This window comes from Endozoicomonas montiporae CL-33 (assembly GCF_001583435.1).
Lineage (GTDB): Bacteria > Pseudomonadota > Gammaproteobacteria > Pseudomonadales > Endozoicomonadaceae > Endozoicomonas_A > Endozoicomonas_A montiporae.
On the sequence record NZ_CP013251.1, the window covers coordinates 4,900,237 to 4,925,369 of the forward strand.

A 25,133-nucleotide genomic window follows, 5' to 3' on the forward strand; every position below is an offset into this window, starting at 1 on the left:
GAATAGCGAGCTATTTGACGAACAAAATCGGATTTTTAGACCAATTTACTACGACCGCACGACGGCATGGATGCCGGAGCTAGGGCAACGCAGGAGCAGTTGCCGGTAGGGCAGACTATTCTCGGACAGGCTCCTAGCTTCTTAAAACTGCCAGAGCTGCTTTAAGAAGCTACTGCCTAAGACAATCACTATCCAAGCGGACTGATAAACCCTTCTGGCTTGATCGCCAAAATAGAACAATAAACATTATTAATAATATTTTCTGCGGTATTGCCCATCAGAACACCCTGGGCGTGATGTCCAAGCGTTCCCATCACAATGACATCCACATTCACTTCATTAGCCAGCCTCTGAATTTCCGGGGCGGGCTGTCCCTTAAGCAAATAACAGTGGATATCCGGACAATTCTTATCGATAGTCACCTCATCCAAAGCTTCATCCAGCTTTTTCTGATACCTCCGATGCGTCGTTTCCTGCAACTCATACAGTTCTTCTTCATCAAAATGTTGTAGAGCATGATGTTCAACAGGAAGCCCCCAGACACTGACAATATGTAGCTGAGCCTGTTCCTGACTACTCAAGTACAATCCATTCAACAGCAGGTTGCGATTGAGTTCTGCCGCATCATGATTTGGATCACCGACATCCAGGGCCACCATAATGTTACCGGTAAACCCGGGCAGCTGCCCTCGACTGGCCATCATCAAAACGGGCACCGGGCACTTTCTCAACAGAGCCAGATCGTTTCCGGTGAGCTGGTTGCGAGCCAGAGGGCCACAGGGGTCGGCCAGTTTAACCACCAGATCGACGCCGTATTCATTGATCAGTCCACCGATCACCTGTCTGGGCTTTCCCGGAACAATACAGGTTTCAGCCTGCACACCTTCTTCCCATGCTTTCGCCCTCAGTTCTTCAGTGTATTCTTCCAGCTGTTTTCTACACAATGCTTCAAGCTTTCCTTCCAGAGGCAGGAACTGCAGTCGTTGCAACACATCCAGACTCTGATCGAACACTGCAATAATCAATCGGGCATTATTGTCCGAAACCAGTCTGAAGGTCTGACTTAACTCCAGCTCACTGGAATGCAGGCGGGTTACGGCCAGCAGGATGGTTTTAAACGCATGCATTGGAAGCACTCTCACAATCAACAACTCTGCAAAGTATTGCAGCCATACAAAATTCTGCCCGCCGTCTGCCGATGAGAAGTACATACGACAATAATCCATCTCCTTTGATATAGGCTTCCCTTCATCATGACGTTAAATCTGGCTGAGCTGAGTGTAATGGTGGTAGAAGATCACGAATTTCAACGCGTGGTTGCGGAACAGGCATTAAAGGGTCTGGGGATCAAAAACCTCAGGCTCGCCAACAATGGTAGTGATGCCCTGAAACAACTGGAAAACTCCCCCGTCATTGATATTGTTATCTGTGATCTGGATATGCCGGAAATGGATGGCATACAATTCATTCGCCATCTGGCAGACGAGGGTTATGCCAGAGCCGTGATTGTCGCGAGTGCCCTGGCGCCTTCCCTGATCAGAACCGTTGAAGATATGGCACAGGAACATGGGCTGCGGGTACTCGGAGCATTGCCAAAACCCTTATCCCGGGATCGTGTCCGGGAATTATTGAAGCTTTACTCCGTTCGCACTCGGCCTTCCAATACCGTCAGCCACCTGCATTTCACCGAGGAAGATTTACAGAAAGCCCTTGATGACGATCAGTTTATTCTCCACTACCAGCCAAAGGTTCTGGTTCGCAGCGGTCGTCTGGTTTCTATGGAAGCTCTTTGCCGCTGGCCTCATCCGGAAATCGGCATGGTCAGCCCTGCACACTTTATTCCACTGATGGAAAGCACCGGATTAATTCACCAGCTGACCGGACGCCTTGTGAGTCAGACCCTGAAGCAGCTGCGTTCAGACCTTGATCATGGCAGAGCTATCTCTATTGGCGTTAACCTCTCGCCTGTAGTTTTAACCGATACAGCGCTACCCGACGATATTTACAAGAAAACCCGGGCACTGAATATCAACCCCGAACTGTTGACTCTGGAAATCACCGAAAGCACCCTGATCGAAAATGCTGCCAAAGCTCTCGAAACTCTGGCCCGCCTCAAGATGAAGGGATTTTCCCTGTCTATTGATGATTTTGGTACGGGCTATTCCAGTATGCAGCAGCTCAACCGGATTCCGTTCTCTGAACTGAAAATTGATCAATCATTTGTGCAAAGTGCCAACACTGATAAAACCCGCAAAGCCATTATCGAAGCCAATATTAATCTGGCGCACACACTGGAAATGGAGACCGTTGCAGAGGGTGTTGAAACTCTGGAGGAATGGCACCTTTTGGATCAGTTACACTGCGATATGGCGCAGGGTTTTCTGATCGGCAAACCCATGCCTGCAGAGGAGCTGCCCGAATGGGAAAAACAGTGGACGGATAAATTACCACTGCCATTGCCTCCTGATAAGCCTCCTGCCAAATAATGCATTGGCACAATAGATACCGCTGCACAACTCATGAAAGAATCAAAGATATACTGAGTTTCATGTCAGCCCGTATCACTCACGGTGTTTTAATGTTCAAAAAATCCTATACGACGAATGTATTTTTATTCCTGACAGGCTGGATCATCTGTTTATCCACCAGCCTCTCGGAATTCAGTAGCGCAATCACACTGGCAACCACCATCACGATCCTGCTGATCCATATTAAATTTATTGGCAACTGGGACAAAGAAAAAGAAATACTGCTCATTTCACTACTGTTGGGTTCCGCTATCGACAGCTTTGCAGGCAATCTGGGCATTCTTGAGTTTTCTACCACCAACCGACTCTTGCCATTATGGATGGCATGCATCTGGGCACTGGCAGGAACCACCATACGACACAGTTTGCTTTTATGCCTGAAGCGCCGTTGGCTGACACCTCTGACAGGCTTTCTGTTCAGCCTGATTCATTACTTCCTGCTCAACCGGATAAGCGACGTTGCCCTGTCTTCGCCTGCATGGCTATCGCTTCTGGTCATGGCGATTATCTGGTCAATCATCACTCCTGTGCTGTTAGCATTCTCGTCAGTGTGGCAGGAACGCTACAAAAGAAACAAACTGTAGTTGAAATGTCATACGAGTTTGAGATAAAAAGCCATAAGCGGGGAAATGCTTTCTTGTACCTACAACATTCCTGACATGCCGTTGCAGACATACCAGGAAGGAGTACATTGAACCAAAAGCATCGTGGTAAAAACCTCGCCACAAGCGAAGAGCCTATAAATTGAACAATAAAGCTCTTGACTTTAAGGAAAATAAATAACGAACAGGGGTTAAGTGCACCATGAGCACGCCTGCCAATGCTTCCGATATCAGTACACTACTTAAACATAAGGCAGTAGACGTGAAAGCGTGGTTTGAATCCGGAACCGCTGAAATGGACGATTTAATCGTCCGCAAACGTCCGGTCCATGCTGAAATCACCGAGTTTATTGCGGCGGAAAAAGAAAGGGAACCCGACAGAGTTCGCTTCGACCTTACCGTTCAGTATGGTGAAAAGCGCTGGATCGTCAGGCTGGAAATGGCATTTTACAGCCTGCGCTGGGTATCTGAAGACTCAATCAAAATGCCCGGGCTGATGTTTAACGCGCTGGCACAAGACGGTATGCCAACCCGAATTGCCTATTACAACCTGAAATACACGCAAAGTCTTGACGCCATGGACCCGCAAACCTGGTGCAAAGGGTGGATTCAGAAAATTCTGAAGCATCCGGATATCAAACATCTGTTTGCTCACAAAGTTGAGGTCCCTGCGGAAGAGTACGAAGAGTAATACCACTGACACCACTGTGCCAGGCTAATCTGCTTTCAGTTGATTCAATTTTCCACAAGCGGGCACAGTGATGAACAGCATGACAAAAGACACTGTCAAACTGACCGAGTACAGTCATGGCGCAGGCTGTGGCTGCAAAATTTCCCCGGAAGTGCTGGACTGCATTCTCAAAACCAACCTGTCCCTGCCCAGCTTTCACGGTCTGTTGGTGGGGCATTCCAGCAAAGACGATGCGGCGGTATTCGATACGGGTAACGGCGAAGGCATTATCAGCACGACGGATTTCTTCATGCCTATTGTTGATGATCCGTTTGATTTCGGGCGTATTGCTGCCACCAATGCAATCAGTGACGTCTATGCCATGGGCGGAAAGCCTCTGATGGCTATCGCTATTCTCGGGTGGCCGGTAAATCTTCTACCTGCCGAGATCGCGGGTACGGTTATCGATGGCGGGCGTCAGGCATGTGCGGATGCGGGTATTCCTCTGGCAGGAGGCCACAGCATTGATGCTCCGGAGCCGATTTTCGGGCTGGCAGTGACCGGGCAGGTTCCGGTAAAACAACTCAAGCGCAACAATCAGGCACGACCCGGAAGCCGTTTGTTTCTGACCAAACCTTTGGGCATTGGCATTCTGACCACGGCACAGAAAAAAAAGTGCCTGTTACCTGAACACACCCATATTGCACGGGATGCCATGTGTACCTTGAACAACGTAGGTGCAGAGCTGTCGAAGCTCCCGGGCATTAGCGCCATGACCGATGTCACAGGTTTTGGTTTACTGGGTCACCTGCTTGAAATCTGCGAAAGCAGCCATGTAAAGGCCACCATTGAAACCCGGAGCCTGCCTTTACTGCATCATGTTGATCAGTATCTGGAGCAGGGTTGCATTCCCGGAGGCACACACAGGAATTTCTCAAGCTATGGCCATATGACCAGTCCATTAACAGACAGACAAAAGCATATTCTCTGTGATCCTCAAACCAGCGGCGGGTTACTGATAGCGGTTGATGAAAACTCAGAAGAGGCGTTCCACGAGATCGTCAAAAGCTTTGATCTGAATTTAACTGAAATAGGCAGGCTTGAAACTTACGACGCAGGGCACTGGGTAACCGTCGTGTGAAGGGGAATAAAAAAGCCCGAACTCAAATGAGCCGGGCTAAAAAACTATCAGATAGGTCTGTTACCGTATTCACCAGAAGGCTTTTGAGGTGGGTTTGCAGTAACATTCGATGGTACTTCTTCTATCTCGCCACCGCTGGCCAGAAAGGCTTCAATTTGTGAATTGAGACTCTCTCTGAGCTTCTTGCGAGACTCTACAGTTCTTTGATCCGCTGGTTCGTCGCGACTTCCCAAAAAACCTATATCGACACCATCAAAACCAGCAGCAGCTTTTTTCGGCGTTCTCCGTGCCATAGCTAGATCCTCTTGGATACTGGTTCAGGAGCATCTGCTCCAGACTGATTGTAAATATATATTTCCGATTTTTTATAGTTATAGTCCAGCGTAAATAAAACGCTAGTTCGGTTATACCCTCCGGTGTCTTTCGGTTAAATTAAAAAGAAATTTAATATTCATTTAAAATCATCATTACTTATATAGCTGACCTTGTAAAGTTGCAATGACAATTCTTTGTCGTCCTTCATCCGCATAGTGAGTACGGTGCTCACCCAGCCAGATCCCCTGCCAGGTACCCAGAGCAAACCTGCCATTACTGACGGGAATACTGAGACTTACCCCAAACAGGCTCGACTTAATATGAGCCGGCATATCATCCGGCCCTTCCAGAGTATGACGGTAGTAGTCGGCACTCTCGGGAATTTCGTGACAACAAAATGATTCCATGTCAGCACGAACATCAGGGTCAGCATTTTCATTCAGCGTCAAAGACGCTGACGTATGTTGCAAAAGCAAGTGACAGAGCCCAACCCTGTAGCGCTCCAGTTCTGGTAACTGTTGCTCTATCTCGTGGGTTATCAGGTGAAAACCCCGCTCCCTGGGAACGAGTTTAAGCTGTGTCTGATACCAATCCATATCAAGCTCCTGACATAACAGTCGATGGCACTGTGTTATTAAGGATCGTGTTGATCAGTCTAATGAAACTAAATAATAAAACGAAGCAAGCGTTCTTTGCTCTGCCTTTTCTGATGTGTTCCATGTCATCGCCGTCAGATGATCTGAACCCTTATGGCTGTCAGTTCAATGATATGGAAGCTTTTTACAAGCAAAAGCTCGGCATTGAAACTGCAAAGGTTCAATACCGCTACGTTCGGGTAAAAGACTACCGCACCCAGGGTTATGCCCAACAGGCAGGAAAAGGACAGTATCGCATAACACTGGCAAACTGGCTGGAAGACAGTGAACTGAGGGTCACACTAGCCCATGAGCTGGTTCACGTCAGACAACTGGAAAGAGGACAAATAGACCTGTCTGAATTTGAAAAGCACTACCATGATCGCAGCTTCGAAGATGAAGCTTTTCGGCTAAGTATTCCCATGGCTGCCGAGTTTTATACTCAGCACAAGTGCAACAAAAGCAATACGAAGGCAAAAGCAAAAACAAAAGCAAAAAAGCCCGGCCATAAAAAAACCGGTTCACAATGATTGATATCACTATGACCCGGCTTTAACTCATCTCATCAGAGTTCGCACTCTACATTTAAGTAAGACGGATGTCGGATATTACTCCTGATCTTCCCACTTCAGGCTGCGCTCAACCGCTTTCTTCCAGCCTTTGTACAGGTCAGCACGCTGCTCTTCTTCCATCGCTGGTACATAAGTACGATCGACAGATACCTTGCCTTTCAGCTCGTCAGTGCTCTTCCAGAAACCAACAGCCAGACCTGCAAGGTAGGCAGAACCGGCAGCCGTTGACTCTGTTACCGTTGGGCGTACGACTTCAGTCTTCAGAATGTCAGACTGGAACTGCATCAGGAAGTTGTTGGCAACCGCACCACCGTCAACACGCAGCTGCTTCATTTCAATACCGGAATCCTGTTGCATAGCTTCCAGCAGGTCGCGTGACTGGTAAGCAATGGCTTCCAGTGTCGCACGAACAATATGGTTGCGGTTAGAGCCACGGGTCAGACCAAAGATGGAACCACGGGCATACGGATCCCAGTAAGGCGCACCCAGACCAACGAAAGCAGGTACCACATAAACACCGTTAGTGTCTTTTACCTTGCTGGCGAAGTATTCGGTGTCTGCTGCATCGCGCACCAGCCCCAGTTCGTCACGCAACCACTGAACAGAAGCACCGCCCATGAATACAGAACCTTCCAGCGCGTACTGAACCTTGCCGTCGATACCAAATGCGATGGTAGTCAGCAGGCCATTTTCAGACTTAACCGGTTCTTCACCTGTGTTCATCAGCAAGAAGCAGCCAGTACCGTATGTGTTCTTGGCCATACCTTTCTCGTGGCACATCTGACCAAACAGAGCCGCCTGCTGGTCACCCGCCATGCCGGCCACCGGGATACGGGTACCGCCTTTACCACCAATGTTGGTCTGTCCATACACTTCAGAACTGGACTTCACTTCAGGCAGCATGCTGCGAGGAATATCCAGCGCCTTCAGGATGGTTTCATCCCAGTCCAGCTTGTTAATATCGAACAGCATGGTACGGGAAGCGTTAGAGTAATCGGTAACGTGGGCACGACCATTGGTCAGCTTCCAGGTCAGCCAAGTGTCAATGGTACCGAACAGCAGATCGCCTTTTTCAGCACTTTCGCGGGCACCTTCCACGTTGTCCAGAATCCACTTGATCTTGGTACCGGAGAAATAAGCGTCCAGAACCAGACCGGTGGTTTCACGGATATGGCTTTCCAGACCTTCTTTCTTCAGCTGTTCACAGATATCTGTCGTACGACGACATTGCCATACAATCGCATTGTAAACAGGGCGGCCTGTATTCTTGTCCCAAACGACAGTGGTTTCACGCTGGTTAGTAATACCCAGTGCCGCCACTTCATCAGAAGGAATACCGGTCTTTGCCAGAACCTCTGTCAGAACAGAGCTTTGAGTCGCCCAGATTTCCATCGGGTCGTGCTCAACCCAGCCTGGCTGGGGGTAGTATTGGGTAAACTCGCGCTGGGAAGAACCTACGATGTCGCCGTCGTGGTTAAAGATAATAGCGCGGGAGCTCGTAGTACCCTGGTCGAGAGAAACAACGTATTTTTTTTCAGTAGTCATCATCTTAATTCCTTTTTGTTCAGCCCCGGATCATTCAGTCGGGCTAATCAGGGAGCGCGCCACATTCAACATTGTGTTATTAATCGTTGAGAAAGGCTGCGCTCCATCTATCTGGTTAAATCGGTCTTGATTAAGCGGTCTTGATTTCGCAGCCCGGAGTTGCGCATTCAACAGGCTCGACTTGCTTGCCCAGCAGGTTGATGTAAGCCCATGCACCCGCCATGGCACCGGTAATAGGCGCAACAATTGGAACCCAGAAGTAAGGGTTAGAGCGGGCACCGGTCAGAGCCACTTCACCCCAGCCGGCCATAAAGGTGAACAGCTTAGGACCAAAGTCACGGGCAGGGTTCATAGCAAAGCCGGTCAGAGGACCAAAAGAGGCACCGATAACGGCAATCAGAATACCAATCAGCAGAGCAGACAAGGCACCGTTGGAAACACCGTTGTTGTCATCGCCAATAGCCAGAATGCCTGCCATCAATACGGCAGTAATCATGAATTCAACTGCAAACGCCTGAGCATTGGACAGTGAAGCGTGGGCATAAGTCGAGAAGATGCCCGCAGTCGCCAGACTTTCTTCTGAACCGCGGATAATGCCATTCGCCAGCTCAAAATCGGCAAACAGGCTGCTGTACAGGAAGTAAACCAGAGCAGCAGAACAGAAAGCACCCAGAACCTGTGCAGCGATGAAAGGCAGAACCTTATGCTTCTCAAAGCCTTTGAATGTGGCCAACGCCAGAGTCACTGCCGGATTCAGGTGTGCACCGGAAACGCCGCCAGTTACATAAATGGCAATGGCAACACCCAGACCCCAGACAATAGAAATTTCCCACTGACCAAAGTCAACACCTGCCAGAACCAAAGCAGCGACAACACCTGCACCAAAGAAAATCAGAAGGCCTGCACCAATAAATTCGGCAAGGCATTCTCCTAACAGTGATTTACGCATAATGATAAGTTCCGCCCGGTTGGGTTAAGAAATTGGTTAATTCAGACCTGCCTTTTACAACAATCAAAGAGGTCTTGATACGGGGCGAATTTTTACAAACCGGAACAAACCTTATCAATCCTTTAAAGTTGATCCAAATCAATCAATGTTCAGGAATGTGCGTTTTTTTCGGAAATTACGCACAAGAAAAGCCACCAAAATAACATTAATTCACAAATTAATTATTTTTCAACAATAAATCATTTGGCTTTCTGTTCAAAAAAACTTCAAATGCTAACAAAATAAACAGACTCGCATTCAATAGAATATTAAACGAGCACAGTCGAACATTGATCCAGATCATTTTTTAATTTCCACTGCTTATTTATAGTGCGCAGCAACAATCACAAACGAACATTAAAAGACATTTCACCATTTAACCGAAGAGTTTTTGAAAGAGCGCACCGTATGAGACAAATAGAAACCGATGTCGTAATTATTGGCGGCGGTGCTACTGGCGCTGGAGTCCTGCGAGACTGTGCACAGCGCGGAATGCGTGCCATTCTGGTAGAAAAAGACGATATTGCGAACGGTACTACAGGCCGCAACCACGGTCTGCTTCATTCAGGTGCCCGCTATGCGGTTACCGACCAACACTCTGCGGTTGAATGCATCAAAGAAAACCAGATTCTGAGGAAAGTCGCCGGTCACTGTATTGAAGAGACCGACGGCCTGTTTATTACCCTGCCGGAAGATGAATTGTCCTTTCAGGACAAATTCATTACATCCTGCCACACCGCTGGCATTCGGGCAGAAGCGCTTAGTCCCAAAGAAGCACTGCGCATTGAGCCTAACGTTAACCCTGAACTGCTGGGTGCAGTTCGTGTTCCTGACGGCACCATTGATCCTTTCCGTCTGACCGCTTCCAACATTCTGGATGCTGAAGAATACGGCGGCCGCCTGATGAACTACACACAAGTCACCGGCCTGATTATCGAAAACGGCCGGGTTTGTGGTGTGCATTGCATCAATGTTAAAACCGGTGAGCTGATCGACATCCGGGCCCTGCAGGTGGTAAACGCTGCAGGTATCTGGGGACAGCAAATCACCGAATACGCCGACCTGTCGATCCGCATGTTCCCGGCAAAAGGCTCCCTGCTGATTGTTGACTATCGCATTAACAGCATGGTGATCAACCGTTGTCGTAAGCCGGCCGATGCAGACATTCTGGTTCCGGGCGATACCATCTCGCTGATTGGTACCACTTCCGAAAAAATTCCTTACAGCGAAATCGAAAATATTCGCGTCAATCCAAACGAAGTCGAAACGTTGCTGGCGGAAGGCGAGAAGCTTTGCCCGATCATGGCAAAAACCCGTGTATTACGTGCTTACTGTGGTGTTCGCCCACTGGTTTCACTGGGTGATGATCCATCCGGTCGTAACATCAGCCGTGGCATTGTTCTGGTTGACCATGGCCAAGCCGATGCCCTGCCAGGATTGATCACCATCACCGGCGGCAAGCTGATGACCTACCGTTTGATGGCTGAAATGGCCACCGACACTGTAGCCAAGAACTTGGGTAACACCAAAGCCTGTGCCACTGCAGAAAAACCCCTGCCCGGCGCCAACGGCAAAAACGCCGAGGTACATGCTCCACAGGTATCCATTCCGGTTTCCGGCTCTGCCAAATACCGCCATGGTGAACGTGCAGCAAAATTCCTGTCCGATGACAAGAAGCAGAATGCCATTATCTGCGAATGCGAAATGGTGACCCGCGGTGAAATTGAATACGCCGTTAATAATCTGAACGCAAAAGACCTGGTAGACCTGCGTCGTCGAACCCGTATTGGCATGGGTCCTTGTCAGGGAGAGATGTGCTCCTGTCGGGCGGCAGGCATTGTCAGTGAAATGACTCACTCCGATAATTCAGAAAATGCTCTGGACAGCATTGGTGAATTCCTGCAGGAACGCTGGAAAGGTGTCCGGCCGATTCTCTGGGGCGATGCCATGCGTGAAGCCGACTTCAGTTACTGGGTATACGACAACCTACTGGGTTACAACCAGCTGCAATCCATACCAACCCCGGTATCAGAACAACTGTTAACCGAGCAACGTTTAACCGAGCAATTTTCGACCGAACAGCATAGACCTGTCGCTGTGGAGGCTGTATGAAGTACAACAGCATTATTATTGGCGGCGGCCTTGCCGGTCTGACCAGTGCAATCCGCTGCGCTGAAGCCGGCCTGAAAACAGCACTGATCAGTGCGGGCGACAGCGCCCTGACTTTTGCGTCCGGCTCTATTGATGTATTGGGTATTCGCCCGAACAACTCATTAGTGCAATATCCTTTTGAAGAAATCAGTCATCTGCCATCCGGTCACCCTTTCCAGAAACTGGGTGCTGGTCAGGTGAAACAAAGCCTGCACTTTTTCACTGGGCAAATGGCAAAAGCCGGTATTGAAATGTCCAGCCATGAACAACAGAACCATAGCCGCTTAACGGCTCTGGGCGCTGTACGACCCTCCTGGCTGAGTCAAACCGGAACAAAAGCTCTATCCATTGCCGCACCAGCAGCAGGCCTGCGTCGTGTAGCCATCATTAATATTGCAGGCTTTCGCGATTTTCAGCCTGCTCTGGTTGCCGCTGGCATGAAAAAGCATCCGGAGTTTGCCGGTATCGAATTCAGGGTTGCTGACATTAAAGCTGAAACCCTGAATATCAACGCCAGAAATGCCTATGAGTTGCGCTCTCTGGAACTGGCTCGACTGCTAAAACGTGACCTGTTCAGCCAGCCAAAAGGGTTGACCATTTTTGCCTCTGCCATACAGAAAGCAGCCGGTAATGCAGATCTGGTGGTTTTACCGTCTGTACTGGCCGTTGAAAAGGGTAACGAACTGGTCAGCCAGCTGGAAGCTCAAACCGGTCTGACTATCTGTGAACTGGGCACACTACCTCCGTCATTGCCAGGTATGCGAATGGCAAGTGCACTCAAACAGCGTTATCGAGAGCTCGGAGGCTTGCTTCTTGAGGGTGATGAAGTTCAGTCTGGTCAATTTGAAAATGGTCAGCTGCACTCTGTTAAAACACGACTGAACCCACATATGCCTCTGGAAGCAGAGCACTTTATTCTGGCAACCGGCAGCTTCTTTAGTCGTGGTCTGGACAGCAGTCGTTCAACCCTGTCCGATAAAACCTTCAACCTCGATGTTGTTGAAGCCGGTCAGCGTGAGCAGTGGTCAAAGGAACGCTTCCTGAACGGCAGTCAGCACGGCTTCAGTTACTTTGGTGTTGAAACCAATGAGCACTTCAACCCTTATCAGGATGGGCAGGCTATCAATAATCTGTACTGCGCCGGTGGTGTACTGGGAGGCTTCAATTCAGTCGCCGAAGCCAGTGCCGGAGGTGTTGCCATCAGTACGGGCTGGTTTGCCGCCAACCAGATCATTGCACAGCACAGCCAAACCATCGGGACAGAGAAGTAAGAGGCAGCTATGTTGAATCTCATTGATACCAGTTTTGACAACTGCATTAAATGTACCGTCTGCACCACTCGCTGCCCGGTCGCCGAAGCCAATCCGGATTATCCTGGTCCCAAGCAAGCTGGCCCCGATGGCGAACGTCTGCGTATAAAAAATCCGGAACTGTACGACGAAGCCCTGAAGCACTGCACCAACTGCAAACGCTGCGAAGTGGCCTGCCCTTCCGGTGTTCATGTGGGTACCGTTATTCAGCTGGCAAAAGCAAAACACGGTGGTTACAAGAAAGGGCCACGTGAATTTATGCTGAGTCACACCGATTTGATGGGTAGCCTGTCCTCTCCGGCAGCACCGATTGTTAATACAGTGACCAAACTGAAACCGGTTAAAAAGCTGCTGGATAAAACCCTCGGGATCGACGAGCGTCGTACATTGCCCAAGTATACCGACCAGACGTTCCGAAGCTGGTTCAACAAACAATCGGGTACTCAGGAACAATTCAAACGGAAAGTCAGCTTCTTCCATGGCTGCTTTACCAACTATAACGACCCGACTGTCGGCAAAAATCTGGTCGCTGTTCTGAACGCCATGAATATTGGCGTGAATCTTCTGAAAAAAGAGAAGTGCTGTGGTGTACCTTTGATTGCAAATGGCTTCTTTGACAAAGCCCGCAAAAACGCCGAGTTGAATATGAGCCAGTTCGCAGACTCGCTCACGAAAACCGAATGCGTGATTGCGACTGAACCCAGCTGCACCATGACCCTGCGGGATGAATACCCGGAAGTTCTGGACGTTGATAACAGCGATATCAAAGACCAGATTTTCTTTGCCTCTGCTTTTATTGCCCGAGAGTTTGCCAAAGGCAATTCGCCGGATATGAAGCCGGTAAAACTGCGAGTGGCTTATCACAGCCCATGCCACCTGATTAAAGCCGGTGGTGTCATTCACACCATGGAACTGCTGAACAGTATTCCGGGACTGGAAGTGATTATGCTGGATCAGAAATGCTGCGGCATGTCCGGAACCTATGGTTTCAAGAAAGAAAATTACGACACCTCCCAGAGTATCGGCCAGGGTATCTTTGACCAGATCGAAGCTCTGGGAGTGGACTATGTCGTGACAGACTGTGAATCCTGCAAGATGCAGGTAGAGATGAACACCGGTCACACCGTTTTGCATCCACTGACGCTTTTAGCTCAATCTTTGACCTGAGCCAAACAAAATAAATATCAAATTCGTATGATTGACGGGCGGGTTTAAATAAACAGCATATTAAACCCGCCGTTAAAACATGCACCGATTGAACCTTCATTTCTTGCTGCCACTGCCCATGTATTGAATGCTTATGGATGCCATAAAAACTGACAGACCATCACCTCAGCTACCTCAAAGCCGCCGCCATGAAATGATTATTAACCTGATAAAGCAGGAAGGCTTTGTGACCACAGAAGGGCTGGTTCAGCATTTCAGGGTGACACCACAAACCATACGGCGGGATTTGAATGAACTGGATCGGCAGGGACAAATCAGTCGTCATCACGGTGGAGCCGGCCTGGCTAACAGCAGTACAGAAAACACTCAATACAGCGAACGAAAAAAACAACTGAGTTCAGAAAAAGACCGCATTGCCAACGAACTGGTGAAACGCATTCCCGACGGCTCTTCCCTTTTCATTGATATTGGCACTTCCACTGAATCGGTCGCCCGCGCACTGCTTAAACACAATCACCTCAAAGTCGTTACCAATAACCTGCACGTTGCCTCTATTCTTCTTGCACGCGATGATTTCACCGTGATTATTGCCGGTGGCGAGGTTCGCAATCGCGATGGCGGTATTATGGGAGAAGCGACACGGGACTTTATCAGCCAGTTCCGGATGGACTTTGCGATCACGGGTATCAGTGGCATAGACCTCGATGGCACTCTGCTGGACTTTGATTATCACGAAGTGTGTGTTGCACAGGCTATGATGGCCAATGCCCACAAGGTTTTCACGATTGCAGACCACAGCAAATTTGGTCGCAGCGCCATGATCCGCCTGGGTCATGTAGAAGATATTGATACGCTGTTTACTGATGTTCAGCCACCAGCGCCATTAATGGATCAGCTTAAGCAGGGACAAACAGACGTCGTTGTGTGCTGATTAAGTGCAAGAACAGGGATAGATGAACAGCGCCTTCTATCCCTGACATCTGGCTACGTCCATCAGACACTATTTTTTTCCATTTCCGATTCCGGCATATCTCTGGCTGCTTCCATCGTATCCAGCTGCCCCCTTGCCAGCAGATAGTCTTCACACTCGTTAATTACCGAGCGAATAGAATCATCCTCGACACTTTCAGTATGGGTTCTTACATCAGAACTCCGATCTCGATATAAATCGGGCCTGTTCAACAGCTTAACCATGCCTTCAAGGTATTCTGACCAGGGCTTACGCATCAATCTGAACTAGCAAATGCCGATTAGGTAGTTGTTTTCTCTAACACACAGCTGAAAAGAAGTTGAAATAATCAAACTCTCAGGATTTTTAAACGACAGTAGGTTTTATATCTCCTGATTTTCACCAGTTCCAAACCGAACAGTCATACTTTGAAAATCTGTAGTCGTTAATATTCAGCCTCTACAAGATAGGTACGATTGTTTTAATTTGATGCGTAAACCCTGTGACTTTGGAAACCTTTCAATAAAATCTCTGACGCCTTCATTAATTTCTTTTAACTCTTTCTTAATATAGGGTCTTACACTTTCCTTGTAGCCATGTTTTTTTACAAACATTTCCAAGTCATAAATCTTACTTTGAATATCAACCGAAAGTTCAACCAGCTCGCCAGGAACAGGAACGTCATTAACCGCATAGTAATCTTCAAATACTTTATCCAGAAAGTGGCATGTTTTCCCCGCATTGAGTACCGCTTTTTCAAGTTTTGCAGGGCTAATCATTTTACCCTCAGAATCTGCAAGAGGTGTTTCAGGAAGTAAGCTTTTAGCCAGTTGAGGTAATGATTTCAATAAAGTTGCACCCAGCATAATAGTACCATTTACACTAATAGCCTCTGCTACTTTTGAAGCTGTATAGGAAGGTTTGTCTGATTTAAACATCGCCAGATACCGTCCTGAATAACTATCAGTCATTTTTGAATAAGGAAAATAGTTACTGAAATGCCCACTGTAATCAGTTTTTTCGAACACTTTCTGTACAAAATCGAGGCAATTAAATTCAGCCAAATTGTAAATACAGGCAGTGCCATCAGTGCCATCTGGGCTATTACATGTCACCTGAGCGTCAGCAATAAAATGTTCCAAGCTTCTTGCCTCAGAAGCGGTAATAGGAAAATCCACATGAGGGTAGGGATCAAAAAAACCAGGTCTCACATAACTACTATTTTGTCCATAAACAACTTTCTCATTTACAATAGATCCTATTGTATCTCCTGCTACAGAAAGAAACTTTAAGTTCTCTTTCATGTCAGGTATTTTATGATAGTACTCCCTTAACAGTTCTCTTTTGGCTTCGATGTCATCACTGGCTGCTTCTTCATCTGGCAATTTTCCTTCAAAATGCACTTTGCTAAATTGATCTAATTCAAGATCATTTTCGTCATCACATCTAACATCTTCTCTTCCACCTAAGTAGTTTTTTGGATAAAACCCCCTGAAAGCATCAATATTCCTTTCAGGAATAGTCAGTCGAATAAACCCGTGTAGTTTATCCAGATAAATTGATAGTTTAGGTTCAACAGAATCAAACGTTTTTATCTCCAAGCGACCCTTTTCACATTTCCGAAGGTCTCGTTTCGAAAAAGGTCCCGAAGCTGTCAGTTGCTCGTTACAACTAACCATATTCATCCCTGTCATGACCTGTCCCTCTTCTTAATTAATCCTTTGAAGCTTCGCTATTTAATTAACAAGCGCTACATCAATTGATTCGGATTAAATCACTGACAGGGCAATTGATCACTAACCAGCCTGTCAGTCCCTCTAACCATTAAAAACGGTGAACGAATAGGGCAGCCTCAGAAAAACTAAACATTGCCTTGCCTGAAGGTATACACACCAGCAAACACACGGGTTGTGGCGGTAATTGCACACAACACGGTAAACACCAAAGCTATCTGCGGAAAATAGGTGGGAAACAGGCACATGGCAATAAAAAACAGAATGGTTTCGGTGCCTTCAGCCAGACCGCCCAGATAGTACATGGACTTGTTCCGATAAACCGGATTCTCGATATTCTGCTTGGCCGCAATCGCCGCGAACGCCAGAAAGCTACTGCCTGTTGCCATAAAGCCACATAGCAACAGACAAGCCATTAAGGCATTGGCCGACGGAGCCGCCAGTGCAAAACCGACAATAATGGAAGCATAAAAGATAAAGTCCAGAACGATATCCAGAAAGCCGCCCACGTCGGTTGTGCCCCGAATTCGGGCCAGGGCTCCATCCAGCCCGTCCATTGTCCGGTTAATACAGATAAACAACAGTGCCAGTATATAGCTCTGAGTCGCCAGAGCAGGCAGTGCAAGCAGACCAATAAAGAAACCAGACACGGTTATCTGGTTAGGCGTAATACCAAAGGTATTGATTCGGGTGGCAATAATGTGCAGCGTCGGCCTGACCAACGCAGCACTCCAACGATCCAGCATATTCTAACTATGTACCGTTTGATGGGTTAAATGTAACACCCGGTTCCTGTCAGCAATGTCGTCTTCATCGTGAGTCACAAGAATCGCGGGGATGTTTCGTTGGGCAATAGTCGTAAAAACCAGTGCCCGGAAGTGAGCACGGGTCTCACGGTCGAGTTTCGAAAAAGGCTCATCCAGCAATAGAGCGCAAGGTTCCGCTGCCAGTGTTCGCAACAGGCTGACTCTGGCAGCCTGACCACCCGACAATTGTCGTGGATAATAACCGGCACACTGCTGCAGACCAATGCTTTCCAAGGCAGCCTGAGCCTTCTGCTTTTTACCGGCCTGCGCACCTGCCGGAGCTGCAAACATCATGTTTTCAAGCACCGTCATATGGGGAAACAGTAAAGGGTCCTGAAACAAAATCCCTACCCGCCTCTTTTCCACAGGTACACCCTGCAAGGGCTGACCGTCCAGCAAAATGTCACCACGGGCATCAAACTGTTCACCCAACGTTCCGGCCACAAACGACAACAGGGTCGATTTACCGCAGCCACTGGGCCCCATCAGACTGAATACCTTGCCAGCGGCTACGGTCAGGCTGACCGGTTCAAACAACGGCCGATGCGCCAGGCCAATAGCCACCTGTTTCAGTTCAAGACTCATTGTGGATCATCCCTGCCATGCTTTTTTGCGGTTAATGAAACGGGCAAACAGAAAGCCAAGTAAAGGCAGCAGCGCCTGCGTCAATCCATAGATCGCCGCAAGACGCCGATCATAACCTGCACCAATGGCAACCGCTTCAGTCGTAACGGTTAACACTCGACCAGCCCCTAATAATAACGTGGGTAGATATTGAACGACACTGACAGAAAAACCTACCGCCCAGGCTGAAACAATAGCGGGCTTCAGCATCGGCCATTTGACCTGCCACCAGGCTCGTGACCAGGAGCTTCCAAATGTCAGGGCAACCGTCTGGTAACGATGATCAAACGATGTAAATGCTCCGTGTAACCCAAGGTAAACGTAAGGAAAGACCATCAGCAAATGCCCGAAACTGACCAGCAGAAACGGATACTGATCAACGCCTGCTCCAAACAATAGCTCACCCACCATCGGCAAACCGGCAAAGAGGGTCATTTGTGGAATCAATAAAGCGATACAGGGCAACAACAAAGGCCAGTAACGTCCACGCTGGTTCTGATACTCCAACATCACCAAACTGGCGACGACTGCCGTCAGGCTGCTGGCCAGCCCCAGTTGCATCGCCAACAGCAGAGGCTCCTGCAATAGGGATGCATGGTGCTGCCAATACTGAATGGTGGTGACAGAAGGCAGGATATCAGGAAAACGCCATCGTCCTGCAAACGACCAGATGAGCAGAACAAGGTTCGCCCCTATCGATAGCAGCGCCAGAACCGGTAAAGTCGAAAACGCCAGCCATAAAACAGGATGACGAACCTGTTTTCGTCCATTCAGCCAAACCATTCGGGCCAGTGGAGCCAACAGCCGTTCAACGGCAAACCAGAACAACAACCCTGCCAAGGTAACGATTAACAACACGATGGCTCCGGCACTGGCTAACAACCGGAAGCTCAGATCAGGGTTCTGAAACCAGCGCAGTACCAACACTGCAAGCGGTGCCGGTAACTGGGGGCCAATGACCAATGCCGCATCCACAACGGTGATGCCATACACCAGCACGGCAAACAGAGGCAACTTCAACTGGCGATACAGCTGTGGCACCAATACTTTCCACCACGCCTGAATGCGATCATAACCCAGGCTTTGCGCCATCATCAGCTGCCGTTGTGGTTGTAGCTGATGAAGAATACCCACACTCATCAACAGCAGAAACGGCACACTTTTGATTAACAGCATCAAAATCAATGACCAGCCTTTCGGGTCATTCACCGTCAGCCAGAACGGCGGCTCATGCCAGCCCGTCAGAGGTGCAATAGCTCTGACCAGCCAGCCACTGGGGGCAATCAGAAAGCTCAGACCAATGGCAAAGGCCACATGGGGCAGTGCCAGTGCCGGGGCAATGTAGAGTGTTACCCAGTTCCAGAATCGTCCTCCCCACAGCAGGCTTAAGACCGTCAGGGTAATCACCAACGCCAGAAAAGCCGAGGTTAAACCGGTAAACAGACTGAGCCAGATCGACTGCGACAAGCCCGGCCACTGAAACAGCGGCTCCCAGACGTTGAGTAACGCTGTCGTTGAAAAAGCATCAAAACCCAGTGCCGGGTAATAACCCAGCGCCGGTAAAATCAAACCCGCCACACCGGCAAATAAAGGAACAAGGCAGAGCAGCACCACGACCACCGTGCCCGGCCTCAAGAATGACTGTACAGAAAAAAACGACGGGTTATGTCCTGACATCATTGATATCCATACCGTTTTAGCCATGCATCAGCCAATGCACCATGCCAACTGAAGTGCGGCTCGGGAATCACATCAAACCTTGCGGTTGCTTCAGGGCTGAGCTGTAGTAATGGTTGCTGCAGAACCGGTGGATCTCCCCACACTGACAGTTTGGCTTTGTGTTGCTGCGCCTGTGGTGACATCAGAAAGTTAATCACGACCTGCGCCCCCTCTTTCGCACTGCTGTTGTAGGGGATTGCCAGAAAATGAATATTGGTCAACGCACCCAGCTGAAAAGCATGACTGGAAACACTGTTAACAAGATCACCCCGGCTGACCGCAGCTGCCGCTTCAGCCGGGTTGAAACTGATTGCCATATGCAGTTCTCTGTCGTCCAGTAACTGAATCATGTGCCGGTCACTCTGGGGAAAACGACGACCGTTGTACCAGGCAAACTTGTGCAGCTGGTCAAGATAATCCCAGAGAGGGGCTGTAACCCTTTCAAAATCGATACTGTCAGCAGGTTTCTGCAACGCTTCAGGGTCCTTGACCAGTTCCGACAACAGCTGTTTCAGAAAGGTCACACCATGAAACTGGGGTGGTTGAGGATAACTGATCCGGCCAGGATGCTGCTTTGCATATTGAAGTAACTCACTGGCGGATGCCGGAGGCTTTTTGGTAACAGACCGGTCAAACATCATGACCATCTGTCCAACACCCCAGGGCGCTTCCAGACCATCAACGGGTGTCGAGAAATCAATATCGATGGGTAAGCGTTTATCCACCAGCGAAAAATTAGGCAGTTGATCGGTAAATGGCCCATAGAGAAGGTCAGCGCGCTTTAACGCTGCAAAGTTTTCACCGTTCACCCAAAGCAGATCAACGCGCCCGTCTTTATGCCTGCCAGAACTTTTCTCGGATAAGACCAGTGTGATGGCTTCACTGATGTCGCCGACTTTTACATGCACAAGGTTAATGTCGTGCAGCCGTTTTACTTCCTGACTGGCCCAGTGCAGATAGTCGTTCACCTGAGGATGACCACCCCAACCATAGAAGTAGACTGTTTGCTCCCTGGCTCTCTTTTCAATCTTCGTCCATTCAGAGCTATAAACTGGCATTAAAAAAAACAGGCACAAAACCGCAAACAGTTTTCCTGCCATTTTTATTATTGAAAGTCGGTTAATCAAATGACCAGTCCTTAGAAGCAAAAACGCCAGTGATCCCAAACGCCTGAGAATCACTGGCGAACTATGATACGGGCAAAAATAAAATTATTCAGCCAGTGTCTTCATATCAATGCCTTTCTTTTTGGCAATGTATTTCGGTATCAGGGAAACACCAAACAATACCAGACCAGCAGCTGCAAATTTCACCAGCAACATGGGTGAAACGCCATTCGTGGCGATATCCCCTGCCATATAGGCAAAGATGAACGCGCCCGGTGCCATGGTGACCAGAGAAACCAGAGAATAAGTCATCAGGTTAATACCGGTCAGGCCATAGGCAAAGTTTTGCAGGCTGAACGGGAAAACAGGCACAAGACGGGTAAGAATCAGAAAGCTGGTACCGTTCTGGGCCACACCGTCGTCAATTTTTTTGAAGATCGGGTTGTCACCAAACTTGCTCAGAATCACATTTCGCAGCAGGAAGCGGGCAACAATAAAGGCAGCAGTAGCACCCAGTGTTGCTGAAAGCAGTGCCAGCAAACCACCCGCTACAGGACCAAAAGCAATGCCTGCCACAATGGTCAGGGCACTGCCCGGCAACATCAGCACGCAGGCAACGATGTATACAAGGGCATACACCACGTAACCCATGGCACCAAAGCTGGCAATCCAGCTCTGCAACCCTTCAACATCAGTCAGCAAAGCCAGAATACCGGTCTGCTGGGCAACAAATAACAAAGCCGCAATAACAGCAGCAATTAAACCAATTTTTACAAATTTCATGTTCTACTCTGCGTTATACCCCTGCAAACACCATTGCAGGGGCTCAAGAAGGTTCTATTAAATGTTCATGCACTTAATCAGACTGGCCTTACTCTTGTAGCGATTCATCCAGGCCTTCACCGGACTGGCAAGCACGTTAACCGGCGCATCGTCGTTTTTCATCACGACCGGTCCCCAGAGCAGATCAAGAATGTGCCAGGACTTAGTGCCTACGCCCATCATGGAAGCGCGACAGGCTGCACAGTAAACGACAACATGATCGGTTTCGAACTCATCCACACGACGCTGGATAACCCGGGTCGCCACATCCGGGTTCGCCGGAACCACCATGCCACCGAAACCACAGCAACGGGTATTTTCACGGGTGTATTTGGGCTCTCTGGTTTTATAACCCAGTTCGTTCAGAATCCAGCGAATACCGTCCTGCAATTCCTTCTCATAACGCGTCGAGCAGGAATCGTGGATAGTGAACACCGCATCAGAGTGTTTTGCCTTGCCACGCAGTTCTTCCGGCAGACCAATTTTGGGCAACAGACTCCACAAAGAAACCGGCTTCTGCCGTTTAGCGCCTTTCTTGATCATGCCCATGCAGCTCTGGCAGGCAACAATGACCTCTTCAGCACCGACTTTGTCAAAGTCCGCCTGCAATAGGCCAAAACGTTCTTTAAACAGTTCCGCCTGACCAATGGCTGCCGTTGGTTTGCCACAGCATTTCTGCACAGCACCCATGTCCGGAAATACCTTCTTCAGGTAATCCGCTGTCTTTTTTACCGCTTCCGGGTTGTACGACGGCAAACTGCAACCCGGCATGAAAATCTTTTTAGCCATGTCGATTACCCTTTGCTCGCCATAGTGAAGAATCGGGAAAAGCCCAGTTTCTGGTGCATATTAATGCCTTTGTGACCCGGCATTGGCGAGTTACCACCATTGGCCTTAACAAAGTCAACACGGGCACCCAGGAAGATCTCTTTCATCGGGAAATCTTTCGGGCAGGCAATGGTGCACTGGTCGCAGGCATTACAGGAATATACCAGCAATGGGTCCATCGATTTTGTTTCAATAAAGTCACTGAACAACTGCTTCGGGCAATCGCCGAAGTCGTTCATCATCACGCACTCGTTCATGCACAGTTTGCAGGAGCACTGCAGACAGCGGCTGGCTTCAAGAGTGACCTGCTCAGGAGTAAAACCGAAATCCACCTGTTTGAAGTCGCGTTTGCGTTCATCCGCATCACGCAATTCACCATGCAGACGAGGTTGATTTTCAGTGTTTTCTGGCAGAGGTACATTCAAACGTGAGTCGTAACTGTATTCCTGCTCAAAGTCACGACCATCATTCAGCTCACGATCATTCAGGAAACGGTCTGTGCTCAGAGCAGCCTTGCGACCCAGCGCCATGGCCTGAATCACAATGGCACCGCCACTGGCATCACCGGCAACGTAAACCCCCGGAATAGCGGTTGCCAGTGTTTGCGGATCCACCACATAACGACCACCACGGGACTGTTCCAGCGCACCATCGGTAATATCGGCAACCACCTGACCCGTCGCAAAAATCACTGTATCCACAGCAACCGTACGACACTCTTCACTGTATTTTGGAGCGAAGTTACCTTGCTCATCAAAGATGGAAAGGACTTTTTGCAGCTCAATCCCGGTGACCTTGCCGTTTTCAGACAAGATGCGCTTAGGCCCCCAGCCGGCATTGAACAATACGCCTTCTTCCAGCGATTCTTCAATTTCAATCTGGCTGGCTGGCAGGGTTTCCATGGTTTCCAGAGAGCACTGATGCACGGCTTCAGTGCCGATACGCCAGGAAGAACGCGCACAATCCATGGCCACATCACCACCACCGATCACCATGACACGCTTGCCTGCTTTCGGGAATGCCTGTGTTTTGGAAATTTCTTTAAGGTATTCAACCGCCGGGAAGACACCCTCAGACTGGTGGCCTTCCACAGGAATAATGGAACCTACGTGGGCACCGTGAGCCAGAATCACCGAATCAAACTGTTTGCACAGTTCATTGAATGGAATGTCTTTGCCAATCTCGACACCAAAACGGGTTTCAACACCCAGCATGTCCAGATAGCTGTATTCAAAATCAATCACATCACGAGGCAGACGGTATTCAGGAATACCGACACGCATCATACCGCCATAGACGTCCAGTTTCTCAAACAGAGTAACGGCGTGCCCCTGACGACGCAGTTCAATCGCCGCCTGAGCACCGGCAGGGCCTGCACCAACAATAGCGACTTTCTTGCCACTGTCTTTTCCAACGGTCAGATCCCAGTTGGCTTTATCATCCGCCTGTTCGGCAATGAAACGCTTAATGCCAGCCACGCTGATGGGCTGATTGAATTCAGTATTGCGACGGCATACCTGTTCACAGGGGTGAGCACAAATACGACCGAGAGTCTGTGGCAGGAATATTTTTTCCCGTACTACATTCAGGGCGTCTGCATACTGCCCTTCACCCGCAAGACGAACATACTGTTTTACGTCGGTATGCATCGGACAGGCAGACTGACAGGCGGGGGCTTCATAACCCATACAGCCATCAACGACATCCTGTGCAGCGTCGTACAACTTCTGGCTGAAAATAATATTTTCCATTAAAGGATTCTGCTTCGAGGTAAAGCAGCTCCAGTCATTACGACTGGAGCTGGAGTAATGATGTGGATGATCAAGGGGTCAATTAGCTGCCTGCGTTAATAACCGCAGCACCTTCTTGCTCAGCTTCGTAATGAGCGTGGCTCCACTCAATCCAGGAACCGTCGTAGTTGTAAACTTCTTCAGCACCCAGGACTTCTTTCAGAACCATAGTCGTATGAGCAGAGCGGACACCGGACTGACAGTAAGAAATGACTTTCTTGCCTTCAATCAGGTCACCGTAAATGGCTTTCAGCTCGTCAGCACTTTTCAGGGTGGTGTCTTCGTTCAGAGCGGTTGTCCACTCCAGGAACTGGCTGGCAGGAATAGCACCCGGACCAAAGGCTCCGGACAGTGTTTGGGACCCATCATGCTCACCCAGACCACGAGTATCAATAATCACCCAGTCTGAATCGCTGGTTGCGTTAACCACCATATCAAAGGTCGCCAGCTCGGCTTCACTGTAGTTTGGCGCTTGATAATCAGTGGCTTCAACCGTCGGGTTGCCATTACCTGTTGGCAAGTCTGCACCCACCCAGGCGTTCAGACCACCATCCAGATAGCGAACGTCTTCATGACCCAGCATTTTCACCTGCCAGTACAAACGGGCAGCATCATGATGCGCATCTGCAGCGTAAACAACAACCGTACTTTCCGTGGTCGCACCAAAGCCACTCAGCAGTTGCTCCATCTCATCCTGCTCAGTGCGCATGCCTCCGAATGGATAGGCATCGCCAGAGGCAGAGTAATCAGAGCGCCATACAGTAAAGGAACCCTGAATCGGACGATTACCGCGCACCGGATTCAAAGAACCAATCACCACAACGTCTTCGTCAGATTCCATTAGCTGCTGCAAAGCTTCCGGCGTAATAAAAGCGTCAGCATTCGCATATTCAGCAATTTTCAGAGCCTGTTCTGTTGCGTTCACGTTCACCGCTTCAACTCCAAAAATGGCACGATACACTGGCATTGCTACCACCGCAGCAGCAGCCAGTACACCGGCAGCTAATGTTTTCTTGTTCATGTCGTTCCTCAGGATATAGTTTTACTTTTCTTTCAGGCAAAGCATCTGGTCAGTAATTGACACAATGCTTAAGGAGTGCTGAAGAAAATTTGACCTGATTATAATTAGAAC

At 48.9% G+C, this 25,133-nt stretch carries 24 protein-coding genes; 9 read left to right on the forward strand and 15 right to left on the reverse strand.

The window, feature by feature from the left end:
• Window positions 1-188: 188 nt before the first annotated feature.
• Window positions 189-1,226, reverse strand: a complete 1,038-nt coding sequence (locus tag EZMO1_RS22590) for a universal stress protein (protein ID WP_082212308.1) — start codon at window positions 1,224-1,226, stop codon at window positions 189-191.
• A 27-nt stretch (window positions 1,227-1,253) separates the two neighbouring features.
• Between EZMO1_RS22590 and EZMO1_RS22595 the strand changes: the two genes are divergently transcribed.
• The 4 genes from EZMO1_RS22595 to selD all read left to right on the forward strand — a co-directional run bounded on the left by EZMO1_RS22595 (window position 1,254) and on the right by selD (window position 4,941).
• On the forward strand, window positions 1,254-2,486 hold the full coding sequence (locus tag EZMO1_RS22595) for an EAL domain-containing response regulator (RefSeq protein WP_082212309.1): 1,233 nt from the start codon (window positions 1,254-1,256) through the stop codon (window positions 2,484-2,486).
• A gap of 62 nt (window positions 2,487-2,548) precedes the next feature.
• Entirely contained in the window at window positions 2,549-3,112 is a 564-nt protein-coding gene (locus EZMO1_RS22600; protein WP_222842156.1) for a DUF2878 domain-containing protein, read from the forward strand.
• Between the two features lie 220 nt (window positions 3,113-3,332).
• Window positions 3,333-3,821: a hypothetical protein gene (locus tag EZMO1_RS22605; RefSeq protein WP_034878559.1), complete on the forward strand. Its 489-nt coding sequence runs from the start codon at window positions 3,333-3,335 to the stop codon at window positions 3,819-3,821.
• Between the two features lie 79 nt (window positions 3,822-3,900).
• On the forward strand, window positions 3,901-4,941 hold the full coding sequence (gene selD / locus EZMO1_RS22610) for a selenide, water dikinase SelD (protein ID WP_034878917.1): 1,041 nt from the start codon (window positions 3,901-3,903) through the stop codon (window positions 4,939-4,941).
• A 47-nt stretch (window positions 4,942-4,988) separates the two neighbouring features.
• On the opposite strand, the gene EZMO1_RS22615 is transcribed toward selD, so the two are convergent.
• Both EZMO1_RS22615 and EZMO1_RS22620 read right to left on the reverse strand, forming a co-directional pair.
• A complete protein-coding gene (locus EZMO1_RS22615; protein ID WP_201772224.1) occupies window positions 4,989-5,234 on the reverse strand; it encodes a hypothetical protein in 246 nt (81 codons plus the stop codon).
• Between the two features lie 174 nt (window positions 5,235-5,408).
• Entirely contained in the window at window positions 5,409-5,852 is a 444-nt protein-coding gene (locus tag EZMO1_RS22620) for a secondary thiamine-phosphate synthase enzyme YjbQ (RefSeq protein WP_034878561.1), read from the reverse strand.
• 122 nt (window positions 5,853-5,974) lie between these two features.
• Between EZMO1_RS22620 and EZMO1_RS22625 the strand changes: the two genes are divergently transcribed.
• On the forward strand, window positions 5,975-6,421 hold the full coding sequence (locus EZMO1_RS22625) for an ImmA/IrrE family metallo-endopeptidase (protein WP_145912708.1): 447 nt from the start codon (window positions 5,975-5,977) through the stop codon (window positions 6,419-6,421).
• 78 nt (window positions 6,422-6,499) lie between these two features.
• Here EZMO1_RS22625 and glpK read toward each other — a convergent pair whose 3' ends face one another.
• Entirely contained in the window at window positions 6,500-8,008 is a 1,509-nt protein-coding gene (glpK, locus tag EZMO1_RS22630; RefSeq protein WP_061509771.1) for a glycerol kinase GlpK, read from the reverse strand.
• A 130-nt stretch (window positions 8,009-8,138) separates the two neighbouring features.
• Window positions 8,139-8,957, reverse strand: a complete 819-nt coding sequence (locus tag EZMO1_RS22635) for an MIP/aquaporin family protein (RefSeq protein WP_034878564.1) — start codon at window positions 8,955-8,957, stop codon at window positions 8,139-8,141.
• 447 nt (window positions 8,958-9,404) lie between these two features.
• Here EZMO1_RS22635 and glpA point away from each other — a divergent pair, with 447 nt between their 5' ends.
• From glpA to EZMO1_RS22655, 4 genes are all read left to right on the forward strand, one after another.
• Window positions 9,405-11,108, forward strand: a complete 1,704-nt coding sequence (glpA, locus tag EZMO1_RS22640; protein WP_034878567.1) for an anaerobic glycerol-3-phosphate dehydrogenase subunit A — start codon at window positions 9,405-9,407, stop codon at window positions 11,106-11,108.
• A complete protein-coding gene (gene glpB, locus EZMO1_RS22645) occupies window positions 11,105-12,418 on the forward strand; it encodes a glycerol-3-phosphate dehydrogenase subunit GlpB (RefSeq protein ID WP_034878568.1) in 1,314 nt (437 codons plus the stop codon). Before glpA ends, glpB begins: the two co-directional genes overlap by 4 nt.
• A 9-nt stretch (window positions 12,419-12,427) precedes the next feature.
• Window positions 12,428-13,624 (forward strand): anaerobic glycerol-3-phosphate dehydrogenase subunit GlpC, encoded by a 1,197-nt coding sequence (gene glpC, locus EZMO1_RS22650; RefSeq protein WP_034878569.1) that lies wholly within the window; start codon window positions 12,428-12,430, stop codon window positions 13,622-13,624.
• Window positions 13,625-13,757: 133 nt separating this feature from the next.
• Window positions 13,758-14,555, forward strand: coding sequence for a DeoR/GlpR family transcriptional regulator (locus EZMO1_RS22655; RefSeq protein WP_051790555.1), 798 nt, complete (start codon window positions 13,758-13,760; stop codon window positions 14,553-14,555).
• 62 nt (window positions 14,556-14,617) lie between these two features.
• Here the strand turns inward: EZMO1_RS22655 and EZMO1_RS22660 are convergent, their stop codons facing one another.
• From EZMO1_RS22660 to EZMO1_RS22705, 10 genes are all read right to left on the reverse strand, one after another.
• A complete protein-coding gene (locus EZMO1_RS22660; RefSeq protein WP_034878570.1) occupies window positions 14,618-14,851 on the reverse strand; it encodes a hypothetical protein in 234 nt (77 codons plus the stop codon).
• Window positions 14,852-15,025: 174 nt separating this feature from the next.
• A complete protein-coding gene (locus EZMO1_RS22665; RefSeq protein WP_145912709.1) occupies window positions 15,026-16,267 on the reverse strand; it encodes a hypothetical protein in 1,242 nt (413 codons plus the stop codon).
• 167 nt (window positions 16,268-16,434) lie between these two features.
• Window positions 16,435-17,052, reverse strand: coding sequence for a CDP-alcohol phosphatidyltransferase family protein (locus EZMO1_RS22670; protein ID WP_034877997.1), 618 nt, complete (start codon window positions 17,050-17,052; stop codon window positions 16,435-16,437).
• Between the two features lie 3 nt (window positions 17,053-17,055).
• Window positions 17,056-17,697: an ATP-binding cassette domain-containing protein gene (locus tag EZMO1_RS22675; protein WP_034877996.1), complete on the reverse strand. Its 642-nt coding sequence runs from the start codon at window positions 17,695-17,697 to the stop codon at window positions 17,056-17,058.
• Window positions 17,698-17,703: 6 nt separating this feature from the next.
• The gene (locus EZMO1_RS22680) at window positions 17,704-19,440 is read right to left on the reverse strand and encodes an ABC transporter permease (protein ID WP_222842157.1); all 1,737 of its coding nucleotides are present in this window, start codon (window positions 19,438-19,440) and stop codon (window positions 17,704-17,706) included.
• Entirely contained in the window at window positions 19,413-20,513 is a 1,101-nt protein-coding gene (locus EZMO1_RS22685) for an ABC transporter substrate-binding protein (RefSeq protein ID WP_201772218.1), read from the reverse strand. Before EZMO1_RS22685 ends, EZMO1_RS22680 begins: the two co-directional genes overlap by 28 nt.
• Window positions 20,514-20,666: 153 nt before the next feature.
• A complete protein-coding gene (locus EZMO1_RS22690) occupies window positions 20,667-21,344 on the reverse strand; it encodes a TVP38/TMEM64 family protein (RefSeq protein WP_034877994.1) in 678 nt (225 codons plus the stop codon).
• A gap of 57 nt (window positions 21,345-21,401) precedes the next feature.
• Entirely contained in the window at window positions 21,402-22,172 is a 771-nt protein-coding gene (locus EZMO1_RS22695) for a heterodisulfide reductase-related iron-sulfur binding cluster (protein WP_034877993.1), read from the reverse strand.
• A gap of 5 nt (window positions 22,173-22,177) precedes the next feature.
• Window positions 22,178-23,962 carry an FAD-dependent oxidoreductase gene (locus EZMO1_RS22700; RefSeq protein ID WP_034877992.1) on the reverse strand — a complete coding sequence of 595 codons (1,785 nt, stop codon included), beginning with the start codon at window positions 23,960-23,962 and terminating at the stop codon, window positions 22,178-22,180.
• An 82-nt stretch (window positions 23,963-24,044) separates the two neighbouring features.
• Window positions 24,045-25,022 (reverse strand): sulfurtransferase, encoded by a 978-nt coding sequence (locus EZMO1_RS22705; RefSeq protein WP_034877991.1) that lies wholly within the window; start codon window positions 25,020-25,022, stop codon window positions 24,045-24,047.
• Window positions 25,023-25,133 lie beyond the last annotated feature (111 nt).